The 10690-nt window shown below is 43.5% G+C and carries 14 protein-coding genes and 2 pseudogenes; 13 read left to right on the top strand and 3 right to left on the bottom strand.

The genetic code is table 11. The features are described 5' to 3' along the window. Positions 1-49: 49 nt before the first annotated feature. Positions 50-139: an AroM family protein gene (locus Q7P41_RS00860; protein ID WP_303881362.1), complete on the bottom strand. Its 90-nt coding sequence runs from the start codon at positions 137-139 to the stop codon at positions 50-52. 9 nt (positions 140-148) lie between these two features. Between Q7P41_RS00860 and Q7P41_RS00855 the strand changes: the two genes are divergently transcribed. From Q7P41_RS00855 to Q7P41_RS00845, 3 genes are all read left to right on the top strand, one after another. After that, a complete protein-coding gene (locus Q7P41_RS00855) occupies positions 149-871 on the top strand; it encodes an aminotransferase class I/II-fold pyridoxal phosphate-dependent enzyme (protein ID WP_303881359.1) in 723 nt (240 codons plus the stop codon). A 206-nt stretch (positions 872-1077) separates the two neighbouring features. Beyond that, positions 1078-1215 carry a hypothetical protein gene (locus Q7P41_RS00850; protein WP_303881356.1) on the top strand — a complete coding sequence of 46 codons (138 nt, stop codon included), beginning with the start codon at positions 1078-1080 and terminating at the stop codon, positions 1213-1215. 193 nt (positions 1216-1408) lie between these two features. Beyond that, positions 1409-1636 (top strand): L-2-amino-thiazoline-4-carboxylic acid hydrolase, encoded by a 228-nt coding sequence (locus tag Q7P41_RS00845; protein ID WP_303881366.1) that lies wholly within the window; start codon positions 1409-1411, stop codon positions 1634-1636. A 94-nt stretch (positions 1637-1730) separates the two neighbouring features. Here Q7P41_RS00845 and Q7P41_RS00840 read toward each other — a convergent pair. Beyond that, positions 1731-1994: pseudogene (locus Q7P41_RS00840) on the bottom strand (oligopeptide/dipeptide ABC transporter ATP-binding protein). 582 nt (positions 1995-2576) lie between these two features. Here Q7P41_RS00840 and Q7P41_RS00835 point away from each other — a divergent pair. The 4 genes and pseudogenes from Q7P41_RS00835 to Q7P41_RS12650 all read left to right on the top strand — a co-directional run. Next, positions 2577-3209 carry a hypothetical protein gene (locus tag Q7P41_RS00835; RefSeq protein WP_303881353.1) on the top strand — a complete coding sequence of 211 codons (633 nt, stop codon included), beginning with the start codon at positions 2577-2579 and terminating at the stop codon, positions 3207-3209. Between the two features lie 5 nt (positions 3210-3214). Continuing rightward, positions 3215-3877, top strand: a complete 663-nt coding sequence (locus tag Q7P41_RS00830) for a hypothetical protein (RefSeq protein WP_303881352.1) — start codon at positions 3215-3217, stop codon at positions 3875-3877. Positions 3878-4400: 523 nt separating this feature from the next. Beyond that, positions 4401-4778: a transposase gene (locus Q7P41_RS00825; protein WP_303881350.1), complete on the top strand. Its 378-nt coding sequence runs from the start codon at positions 4401-4403 to the stop codon at positions 4776-4778. A gap of 158 nt (positions 4779-4936) precedes the next feature. After that, a pseudogene (locus tag Q7P41_RS12650) lies at positions 4937-5095 on the top strand (helix-turn-helix domain-containing protein); the annotation flags it as partial. 127 nt (positions 5096-5222) lie between these two features. Here the strand turns inward: Q7P41_RS12650 and Q7P41_RS00820 are convergent. Further along, positions 5223-5363: an oligopeptide/dipeptide ABC transporter ATP-binding protein gene (locus tag Q7P41_RS00820; RefSeq protein WP_303881364.1), complete on the bottom strand. Its 141-nt coding sequence runs from the start codon at positions 5361-5363 to the stop codon at positions 5223-5225. Positions 5364-5512: 149 nt separating this feature from the next. Here Q7P41_RS00820 and lysW point away from each other — a divergent pair, with 149 nt between their 5' ends. The 6 genes from lysW to Q7P41_RS00790 are packed head-to-tail and all read left to right on the top strand — an operon-like array spanning position 5513 to position 10601. After that, positions 5513-5686, top strand: a complete 174-nt coding sequence (gene lysW / locus Q7P41_RS00815; RefSeq protein WP_303881348.1) for a lysine biosynthesis protein LysW — start codon at positions 5513-5515, stop codon at positions 5684-5686. Then, positions 5686-6543, top strand: coding sequence for a lysine biosynthesis protein LysX (gene lysX, locus Q7P41_RS00810; protein WP_303881346.1), 858 nt, complete (start codon positions 5686-5688; stop codon positions 6541-6543). The genes lysW and lysX overlap by 1 nt, the downstream gene beginning before the upstream one ends. Beyond that, positions 6533-7576 (top strand): N-acetyl-gamma-glutamyl-phosphate reductase, encoded by a 1044-nt coding sequence (argC, locus tag Q7P41_RS00805; protein ID WP_369693118.1) that lies wholly within the window; start codon positions 6533-6535, stop codon positions 7574-7576. Before lysX ends, argC begins: the two co-directional genes overlap by 11 nt. Before the next feature lie 22 nt (positions 7577-7598). After that, positions 7599-8456: a [LysW]-aminoadipate kinase gene (locus Q7P41_RS00800; RefSeq protein WP_303881341.1), complete on the top strand. Its 858-nt coding sequence runs from the start codon at positions 7599-7601 to the stop codon at positions 8454-8456. Further along, complete coding sequence (locus Q7P41_RS00795) at positions 8426-9562, top strand: aspartate aminotransferase family protein (RefSeq protein WP_303881338.1); 1137 nt, start codon at positions 8426-8428, stop codon at positions 9560-9562. The genes Q7P41_RS00800 and Q7P41_RS00795 overlap by 31 nt, the downstream gene beginning before the upstream one ends. Continuing rightward, positions 9552-10601, top strand: coding sequence for a M20/M25/M40 family metallo-hydrolase (locus Q7P41_RS00790; RefSeq protein WP_303881336.1), 1050 nt, complete (start codon positions 9552-9554; stop codon positions 10599-10601). Before Q7P41_RS00795 ends, Q7P41_RS00790 begins: the two co-directional genes overlap by 11 nt. Positions 10602-10690 lie beyond the last annotated feature (89 nt).

Genomic DNA, 10690 nt, shown 5'->3' with positions numbered 1-10690 from the left:
CGCAATCTCTATCAAACCTTTTAGATCATGTAACTCCACAGTCTTTCCCTCACTCTAGCAGTTCCTTGGCTATGCGGCTTGCAACAGTTCTTGCCAGAATTACAGGACATGAAGTAATTTCTTTTACGAGCTTTTTCATCTGCGATGTATGGCCGGTTTTAGAGGCTTAAAGATAGTCAACGTTCCCTTCGACCCAGATGAATTGGTCGTAGACATCGACCTGTTTGGAAAAGTTGCTCGGTTCGTTAGGCCGAAGCTCGTATCAATAGGTCTTACCATGACGCTTTTCCCTCGACCAATTAAGGAAATGTACGAGGTCGTATCGCAGTGGAGCGGACGCATTTACTTTGACGCCGCACATCAATTGGGCTTAATCGCTGCCGGGTTTTATCATGAAGGCGCTGCCGTCATGACAGGATCCGCAGGAAAGACCTTTAGTGGGCCGCAAAGCGGGATCATAGTGTGGGACGACCCCACGCTCACTGTCCCGATAACTAAGGCAATCTTCCCGACGCTGGTTGCCACTCATCAGATAAATAGGGTAGCTGCCCCTGCCTATTCGGCTGCAAAAATGTTGGAATACGGTAAAGCATACATGGGACAAATCATATCAAACGCACGTGCTTTAGCAGCTGGCTTGGAGAAACGTGGCATACTCGTGCTGAGCTCCAGAAAGGGGTTCACGTCCACTCACCAGGTAATAGCAGATGTCGGTAAATTTGGCGGAGGACACGCGGTAGCACAGATGCTCGCGCAGGCCAACATAATAACCAACAAAAACCTGTTGCCAAAGGATCCCCTTGAAAACTGGGACAACCCAAGCGGACTTCGCGTTGGAACCATCGAGGTCATGAGGCTTGGGATGTTCTAAGAGGAGATGGACCAGATCGCCGATTTTATAGCGAGAATTCTGGTAGAAAAAGAGGATGCGAATAAGGTTGGCCACGAAGTCGCAGAGTTTAGGATGCCCTTCCAAACTGTATACTACTGTTTCGATAACGGGTATTCTCCAAAGTTACAGAAATTAAACAGATGATTATATGGATTTTCGATTGATGGTGAACGAAGGTTTAAAAAATGTCCGAAGTTGAGAGCGTACCCTTAAAAGAAGCAAAAGAGCAGGTTGCTAAAGTTTGCAGAAGATTTGCCTTGTTACACTTGGCCTTTGCAGAAACTTTAGTTGAGGAGCTGGGGATGAAAAGGGCATCCAGCTAGTTCTTAAAGCGATTAAACGATACGGCATGAGTATTGGCAAACAAGCTAACAAAAGGGCAATAGAACAAGGGCTGGACAACGAACCTGAGGATTATGAAGAAGATTTGCCATTTTATGGCATGCACGATTCAACGGAAAATATTGTTGAGTGAGAAACAACCAGGACAAGGGCTTATGGCTGTGTAATGGGTAAATTTGTAAATTATGGAAGGAATTGGACAAGAGTAAATTGGGCAGGCTATACTGCTATGTTGATATAGCAAAATACATGGCCTTTAATCTTAATTATAAAATGGTTCATTTAAATTCCCTTCCCGAGGGCGACGAATATTGCGAGTTTCGCATCCTGCCCACGACGGATGAAGATACAAAGGACTTCGATGACAACAACAAAGACTGGAGGCATATCGATCGACCTTGAGATGATAACGAGTTAAGGGGTATGCTCTCGCATCTAGATGCGTCCCGAGATGTGCTCTAAAATATCACACTGTATTTTTTATCTCGATTAAATATTAGGAATAAAGATGACATCTGCATAGATGTCCCTTTGCAGTTTCTCTCTCATCAGGTTCTTCTTTTAAACATACATCCATAGCTTGCACATATCTGGTGTGAAAGAGGCAGCCCTTCGGGGGATCCAGGGGGCTTGGTATCTCTCATCGAGGTATTTTGCGGGTCCTCTTTCCTTTGCCTACGCTGGGTATTGAGTCTAGAAGGTTTATTGTGTAAGGATGTTTCGGGTTCGAAAATATTTCGTCCTTGGTTCCCAGTTCCATAATTTTGCCCAAATACATGACTCCGACATGAGTGGCAATATAATCTACCACTGCGAGATTATGGGTTATGAAAAGATATGTCAATTCAAGGCTTTCTTTTAGTTCCTTTAACAAGGCCAAGGTCATCGCCTAAACGGATACATCAAGTGCGGATGTGGATTTATAAGCATTAGAATGCTATGGTTTTAAGAGGTTTACATTAGCATTCTAACTGAATCAAGAATTGTTTTTATAAAAATTTGGTCGTTGATAAAAATGTTGACCACAAGGCTCTGGAGATATGGAATATGAAATTTAACTTTACGCACTAGCATGAGTATGCTATAGTATCATTGTATTAATTAGACTGCTATATAATGCCATATTTTTTCTAATGAACTAAAGGTTCAACTGGATCTAAGTAAAATCAAGCTATACTCAACTTTCATGTGATATTCTCTTTTAATTATATAAATATATACATGCTTTTTCAGCAGACACCTGATATCAATAAATGATGATTATCAATTATTTAATTTAAAAATTAAAAATATCCTTGTAATATTTTAGCAAACAAAACTTAAGTAAAGGAGGAATTACATCATGAAAAAATATTTGTTGATTGTGTTTATTACTGGGGCATTAGTTGTTTTTGTGCTAGGTACAATTGGCATGGCTTTGGAACCAATGATCCTCCAATGGGACCTCTCTGAATGGAAACATCAAGAAGGCTCGGACAATAAAGCCGAAGTAAAAGTTTCAACTGAGGGACTAACTATTGCTGTTAGAGAAAAAAACTTTTGTCAGGTAGTAAGTCAGGATTTACCATCTAAAACACGATATCTTAGTGACTTTATTATAACTGCAGAAGTTATGGGATTTAAGAGTGGAAAATATGGAGTAGGATTGGGCAACAGAAAAAGTGATCTTGTTTTTCAAATATCACATTCAGAGGTGCAGTTAAGGCATGCTGGAGTGAAGGAGGTAGTCTATATAAAGAGCAAAAAGATCGACCCCGTTTCTTTCCCCGCTAAAATAAGTCTTCATTACAATGTTGAATCCGGTGAGCTTATCGGTTCAATAAATTGTAGAGAAGTAATTAGAGGTAACGTTGAGGAAAAAACTAACATTCCAAAAATTTTATCTATATCGGTTGCCTCGCTCTGGGGATGTTCGCTATGGAATAGTCAATCTGGCCAGGTCACTTTTTCCTCTTTTAGTGTAGAAGCAAGGTGATTTATATGTTATCACGAAGTAAATTATGGGTTTTAATTATTGCTATAGTCCTACTAGTTACGACAATCGATGTGTCTGAGACATGTGCTTATTGGAAAGATACATGGGATTTAAAACTAGAAGATCCCTTTAAGACCGAATCAGTTGTCGGTAAACCAGTAGAAGATGGCTACGAATTTATGCTTCTTAAAAGATATTATTCTTTCTTTTACTATTTCAACATCTCACAAGATGTCGGTTTGGGCTCAAAAGTTTTTGTCGAAACGCATGTTTTAGAAGCTCAAAACACAGTAGTAGGCGTTGGCTTGGGCAACGACAGGCAAGGTTATGTCCTTGAAATTTTCCCTTCTGGAAAAGTAGAACTTAATTACTGGGAGAGATTTCCAAGCAAACAAATGGATTATTGGGATGTGAGTTATTGGAAAGTATGGGAGGAAAAAATCAAGCCACCAACTTTCCCTTTAAAACTTCGTTGTGAATATGAGGGTATTCCTGCTCAAATCAAAGGATTCATCAATGGAGAAATGTTTGTAACTCTTGATCTCGAAAAAAATCCAGTTGGCAGTGTTCCAAGAATAATCGACAAATGCGGAGTTAAAGTCGCTAGCATGAGCGAGAGCCAGCCTTATAAAGCGGTTTTTTCGTCTCTTTCAGTAGAGACAGAATAAAACCTTACTGATATTGTAATATCTTAATACACAAAATACTAAATTGAGATTGATGAAAAAAAGTCGCGCATGATATCATCTGTAAAATTTAGGATGACACCTTTCTAAAGTAATCTGAAAGGGCAATTGCACTCTGATAGAATAAAGTTATCACAAACCCAAACTATTGAAGGAACAACGATGACCCCTTGCTTACTTACTTTTAATGAGGAGGATTTGCACCTTCTATTTTCTGGCAACGATGAGAGCTTGAAGAAGATCTTAAAGCAATTTGTAAATCAAATTCTGGAGCAACAAAGAACTAAAGCAGATCAACGCGAAAGCCTTACGAACGCACCGAAGAAAGGTCACCAGGATAATGTGAAAACTACGCGGGACCTCCTTTTTCAGCATCAACGATATCTCGAGCTTAAAAGATCTTGATGTTTTACTTCAATCCTGGAAGGATAGGGATTTATCCAAAACCACTTACCCCTTCCTGATCCTTGTCGGCTAGTCATCAAGGCTAAAGAAGGTGAGCAAGGTGAGGCCCTTTAGCTTGCTTGTCGCTACGGGCATTAATCAGGAAGGATATAGGGAGATCTTTGAAGCACCTGATGTATCTACAGCACGACATATAGTAAATTTGATGCTTGAAGTATTTTCTGTCAAAGCACCTAGGGCTATGGACATCCTGGAGGACGGCTTTAGACTTAAGACAGTCTTGAATACTCCGGTACGCTACAGGAAGAGACTTCGGACCACAAGGGGCGTGGTTAGGCTAAACCAAAAGATAAGGCGAAGGGAACGCGTGATCCGAATATTTCCTAACCGTGAATCGGCGTTGAAGCAGGTAAAAGCGTTATTGATGGAACAGGACGAAATATGGCAAATGAGGCAAGAAGTACTTCGAGATGGATGAATATTGGGAATGGAAAAAACAGGAACAGGGACAGAAACATAAACAACAGTACGAGATAGGTGAAGCAGCTTCAATGATAGCAGGATAGCAGGGGTTAACCTCTAAATTTAATCTGAAGGCAATTTTTCAGAAAATTAAGGACGTGACAAACGGCGGACTTTCTTCACATTCACTACAATACCTTAAAATATAGGATCAAAAGATTAGAAGATATTTTAGGGATTGATGGGTTATCGGAAGGAAAAAGGCGTTTTGATATAAGCTTAGCCTTCATGTTGTATAAATTGGAAAATAATGATCTTTTAACGCGATTTTGACACAGTGTAGGAAATTTACAGATCATCAATTACAAAAATAACACCAACAAGAATGACCCGGTGAAATTTCTGTCTCTTCAGGTTCTTTTTCCGCGCATATTTCTTTCGCTTCCACGCTTAGGCCTCCTTAAAAACTGTCAGAATAAAGATGACATGCCACGAAATGGCTTGGTTTTACTTCCTTCAGATCTGGAAGTTCTACGCGACATTTATCAAAACAAAAATCGCACCTGGGATGAAACCTGCACCCCGGAGGCGGGGCTATCAAATAAGGTCTATACAAAAAAGACGCTGCTGGGGTTCTTATCGGAGGAATGTATCCAAACTATTTGGAAAAGAGCCGTTTGAAACTTGACACATATGAAACCCAAGTTTATAATCTCTAAAATAATTAAATTCTAGTTCGGAGGGATGGTTATGTCCAAATTTGTATTCTGCGTAGTATGCGAAGGAAAGGTAGAGGTATCCAATGAACTTTTGGAGGGGGAAATTATTACCTGCCCCGACTGCGGTTCTGAGCTTGAGGTTATTTCTTTGGATCCCTTAACTGTCGCAGAAGCACCCGAAGTGCAGGAGGATTGGGGAGAATAATGGCCAAGGTCTTCATGTTCTATTCCCGCCTCAGGAGCGAAGAGAAAATGATAATCGAGGCCGCAAGGGTAAGACAAATCCCTTTAGAAGCGATGATCGTTTCCAACATGGTTTGGCCCAACGACATTTGCCAAAAGAGAGACGTAGCCCTGTGCCGCTGTATTGGACACAGACAAAATCTTGCACTGGCGTTGACGTTAGAAGCGAAGGGCGTAACCACGATAAATCCTTCAAAGGTCATGGAAATATGTTCAGATAAAATCGCAACGTCTTCGAAACTCTCGATAGCAGGCATTCCTCAACCCGATTATGCAGTGGCTTTTTCACTAGAAGGCGCGCTAAAATGTGTCGAAAAAATGGGATATCCCGTCGTCCTAAAACCACCCGTAGGCAGTTGGGGAAGGCTTTTGGCAAAGGTCAACGACAGGGACGCACTGGAAGCTATAGTCGAACATAAACTGCACTTGGGTTCACAGCACAGCGCAATTTACATCCAGAAATATGTGGATAAAAAAGGATTCGACATAAGGGCCACCATAATAGGAGATTGCCCTGCATCGGCTATAAGAAGGTGCAGCGATCACTGGATTACAAACACCGCAAGGGGCGGCGAGGCACAAAACTACCCTCTAACTAATGATCTTAAAAACTTGCTTATAGATGTTCAAAGGGCTATCGGTGGAAAAATGCTCGCCGTCGATGTATTTGAGACCGACAATGGCTTTCTCGTAAACGAAGTTAACGGACAGCCGGAGTTCAGAAGCTCCCACGGAGAGATCACAGGTGTTGATATCGCCGGAAAGATAGTCGAGATGGCCTGGACGTTGGCCAAAAAGGGTGATGAAGATGACTTTTAGGGCCTCAGTGTGGGGAGCAAGCGGGATGGCTGGTGGGGAAGTTTTGCGCATATTGGCTCGACATCCCAATATAAAAGTTGAATGCGCTGTGTCAAAAAGCAAAAAGGGCCAATTCGTCTGGCAGACGCATCTTAATTTAAGAAACGAATACGGCGATCTAACATTTTGTGACTACGATGAGGCATTTTTAAAAGAAGTAGATATCGCCTATTTGGCGGTCCCTCATGGCACTGCTGTACCCGTCATCGAAAAATACCTGAGAGGAGGTGCGAAGATAGTCGACCTGTCTGCGGACGTTAGGCTTTCCTCTTCCAAGGATTACGAAAAATGGTATGGATCGCCTCATCTAAAACCGGATTTATTAACCAGGGCAATTTACGGGTTGCCCGAGCTTCATGGAAAAGAAATCGAAAGGGCAAATTTAGTAAGCGGCGTAGGCTGTAATGCAGCATGCTGTATATTGGGGCTTTTCCCTCTTGCCAAGGAGGGCCTGATAAAGGAAGCGCGAATTGAAGTGAGGGTGGGATCATCTGAAGCCGGCGCAACGCCTACCGTCGGAAGCCATCACCCATATAGAAGCAGGACATTAAGGGTCTACGAACCCTTTAGGCATCGCCACTTGGCTGAAATCCTGCAAGAACTTTCCCTTGAGGAAGATGCGGTAACTATGACGATGACAGCCGTGGAGATCGTCCGCGGTGCCCAAATGTTGGCTCATATTCGTCTGGCGGAAAAAGTAAAGGAGGGCGAAATATGGAAGCTCTATCGAAATGCCTATAAGGACAAGCCTTTTTTGCAACTTTGTCCGGCTAAACCGGCTCATCTGAGGTTCCCAGAACCAAAGATGGTAACGGGAAGCAATCAGGCGATGACTGGGTTTGCTCTCCATGAGGACGGACAAAGAATGCTAGTTGTTACGGCCATAGACAACCTGATGAAAGGGGCGGCAGGAACGGCTGTCCAGGCATCCAACCTAATGCTGGGGTTAAACGAAACCGAAGGGCTTACCATGATGCCCGTTTATCCCGTATAACTCATCGAAAGGAGAAAGGGTAGTGAAATATCAAGATCTGGGCGACATTCGTAGGGGAGTTGTAAAGATCGGCGGAGCAAGCGGAAACAATCTAAAACCTCTTGTCATGGAACTTGCGGAAAGAGTGAAAAGAGGAGAAGAATGGCTTCTTGTTCATGGCGCAAGCTCTTATATGGACAATCTATCGAGGGCTTTAAATATTACTCCAAAATACGTTATGAGCCCCGGTGGTTTTAAGAGCCGCTTCGTAAATTCCTCCGATCTCGAATTGTTTCGAGCTGCTAGCTCTTTATTTTCCATACAACTAGTTAGCTCCTTCGGTCAACAGGGGATTAATGCCGTACCGCTTTATCCGCCCGACAACATATCTGCCATTGCAAGAAGAAAGGATGCCCTGCGGGTCGTAGAAAATGGCAAAGTGCGTTTAATCAGAGGCAATTGCAGCGGATTTATCACGTCATTTAAAAACAAAGACATCTTTACTTTGTGGGATTTGGGGGCGTTTCCTGTCTTGCCTCCTCTGGCCTGCGATGAGACAGGGGAGGGCCTCTTGAACGTCGATGGAGATCGCATGGCCGCCGCAGCAGCCGCTTCTCTTGAGGCGGATGTATTGGTCATATTAAGCAACATCCCGGGATTACTTCAAGATCCAAGCGACAGTTCCACATTGATAAAAATGGCGACGCTTGAAGACTGGGCCAACCTGGAAGGCTATTCTCAGGGAAACATGAAGCGCAAACTGCTTGCAGCCAAAGAAGCGCTCGAGGGCGGGGTTAATTCGGTATTTATAGGAGATAGCAGGCAACAAAATCCTTTAAAGACGGCATTTTCGGGAGGAGGAACGCGCTTATGTCGGAGCTTTACGGAAGCCGCGGTATAACTTTAACATACGGGAATGGTGCAATAATCAGGGACAAAAAAGGAAAAGAGTATATAGACTTTTATTGCAGCAGTGGAGCTGCGCTATTTGGACATTGCCATCCCTACCTGGTAAAGACACTAAAAGAAGCATCGAAAATGCCCTGGACGGTAGGAATAGGCATGGGATCGGAAACGAGAAATAAGTTCATGGAGTCTCTGAGACAAATATTTCCGGACAGAGAATGTTTTTTCTGCAACAGCGGATCAGAGGCTGTAGAGGCGGCACTTAAACTTGTTACTTTTTTAAACTCGAGCAGAAAAAAGATCCTCGCCCTGCGTCGAAGCTTTCACGGACGCACACTTGGAGCTTTGTCTTTGACCTTTAACCCACTTTACAGAAACCCTTGGGCACACGTCATTTTGCCTGTAACTCATTTGGAACCGGAAATACTGCCGTCAAACATAGATGAAGATACGGTTGCGGTATTCGTTGAGCCCGTTAGGGGAGAAGGCGGCGTCTATCCGCTCGAGGAGGAAATTGGTAAAAAGATAACAGAGGCGTGTAAGTTACATGGAGCTTTGCTTGTAAGCGATGAGGTTCAATGCGGTTGGGGAAGATGTGGCGATTATTCCGTAAGCGAAAAATGTGGCCTTGATCCCGACATAATATGTCTCGCGAAGGGTGTATCCGGAGGTTTTCCTGTAGGAATAACACTGTGGAAAGATGAGTTGGGTGGGTTTCCCCCATCGGGGCATAGCTCAACATACGGTGGCAATCCTCTTGCCATGACTTTGGGGCTAGCTACTATGTCGTTATTTCAAAGTGAAGGCTATATGCAAAAAGCGGTGGAACTAGGAGACTATTTCAGAAATCTATTGCGAAAAATTGACTCTCCACTTATACGAGAGGTGCGCGGAATGGGGTTATTGAACGGAGTAGAGCTTTCCGTAAAATCCATTCCTATAGTCAAAGAACTTCAAGATATGGGTATACTCGCTCTTCCGGCCGGACCTTTCGTAGTGAGATTTTTGTCGCCTTTGATATCTAAGGCAGAGCATTTCGCAAAAACCGCGGACATCTTGAGTGCAGTATTAGAAGGAAAGGAAAAGGGTAATGTCCGCTGAAATAAATTTACTCCTCGATTTGGTTTCCATACCCAGTACAAGCTATAAAGAAGACAAGGCGTGTGCCTACCTCAATGCTCGTCTTCCCTCTTTTGGATGGGACAGGTCGTACATAGACAATGTGGGAAATGTCGTGGCCACAAAAGGGGAGGGCGATAACGAAATAATCCTCCTCGGCCACATCGATACAGTTGAGGGCAGACCAACGGCCAAAGTGGAAGACGACATCTTATGGGGGAGGGGATCGGTTGACGCAAAGGGACCGCTTTGTTCGATGGCCATTGCCGGTGGTAAGGTGAAACTTGCAAGAAATTGCAAATTGTCCTTCATTGCAGCCGTCGGAGAGGAATCCAATTCGCGCGGCATTCTTTATAGGCTGCCTCTTCATAAACCTATAGCCTGCATTGTTGGAGAGCCATCAAACACTCGGGGGATAACCATAGGCTATCGAGGTTGTATTAGGGCGATCCTTAAGTCAGAGGACGGCGGAGCCCACAGGAGCGCCAATGGAGGTCCGCTTACCTATGTTACCTTTGCAGCTTCGGAGATATTAAATCGATTGCGCTCAAATGACCAATTCGGCAAATCCATTGCATATAGCCCATCTGGGGCAATCGTTTCCATGTGGGGACAGGAAAAGGGACGAAGGACTGCAAAGATGGAGCTCGACATACGCATTCCCATCGGAGGCGCCCTCGACGAATACTGCTTGTTGGTTGAGAAAATATGCAAAAAATATAAAGTAGAACATGATATCGCCCTTGCTATACCACCCCACGTGACAGACAAAAACAACATGGTCGCAAAAGCCTTTCGCACAGCCCTAAGACGACAAAACCTAGAACCTCGCGTAATCGTCAAAAGCGGAACGGCAGACTTCAATCATGCTGCTGCTTGGAATTGCCCTATGGTCGCATACGGGCCCGGCGACAGCACGCTAGATCACACCATGAACGAGCATATCGCTTTAAATGAATATCTAAAATCCATCGATGTTCTTGAAACTGCAATGGCACTGATCTGTTCTTATATCAAGTGAAATATGGTTTTTTGTGATAAAATAACAGAAAAGCGAGGTGAAGACCATGTTTAATAATATACAAGTATTTGTTAAAGGCATTGTCATCG

The sequence above is a fragment of the Acetomicrobium mobile genome (assembly GCF_937920065.1).
The sequence above is the reverse complement of the archived record's forward strand: the minus strand, read 5'-3'. Positions and strand labels throughout refer to the sequence as shown.

What these genes read in the sequence shown, in the direction of transcription:
- Q7P41_RS00860 (WP_303881362.1), bottom strand. Translation starts at nt 139, where the DNA reads ATGAAAAAGCTCGTAAAAGAAATTACTTCATGTCCTGTAATTCTGGCA.
- Q7P41_RS00855 (WP_303881359.1), top strand. Translation starts at nt 149, where the DNA reads ATGGCCGGTTTTAGAGGCTTAAAGATAGTCAACGTTCCCTTCGACCCA.
- Q7P41_RS00850 (WP_303881356.1), top strand. Translation starts at nt 1,078, where the DNA reads ATGTCCGAAGTTGAGAGCGTACCCTTAAAAGAAGCAAAAGAGCAGGTT.
- Q7P41_RS00835 (WP_303881353.1), top strand. Translation starts at nt 2,577, where the DNA reads ATGAAAAAATATTTGTTGATTGTGTTTATTACTGGGGCATTAGTTGTT.
- Q7P41_RS00830 (WP_303881352.1), top strand. Translation starts at nt 3,215, where the DNA reads ATGTTATCACGAAGTAAATTATGGGTTTTAATTATTGCTATAGTCCTA.
- lysW (WP_303881348.1), top strand. Translation starts at nt 5,513, where the DNA reads ATGTCCAAATTTGTATTCTGCGTAGTATGCGAAGGAAAGGTAGAGGTA.
- lysX (WP_303881346.1), top strand. Translation starts at nt 5,686, where the DNA reads ATGGCCAAGGTCTTCATGTTCTATTCCCGCCTCAGGAGCGAAGAGAAA.
- argC (WP_369693118.1), top strand. Translation starts at nt 6,533, where the DNA reads ATGACTTTTAGGGCCTCAGTGTGGGGAGCAAGCGGGATGGCTGGTGGG.
- Q7P41_RS00795 (WP_303881338.1), top strand. Translation starts at nt 8,426, where the DNA reads ATGTCGGAGCTTTACGGAAGCCGCGGTATAACTTTAACATACGGGAAT.
- Q7P41_RS00790 (WP_303881336.1), top strand. Translation starts at nt 9,552, where the DNA reads ATGTCCGCTGAAATAAATTTACTCCTCGATTTGGTTTCCATACCCAGT.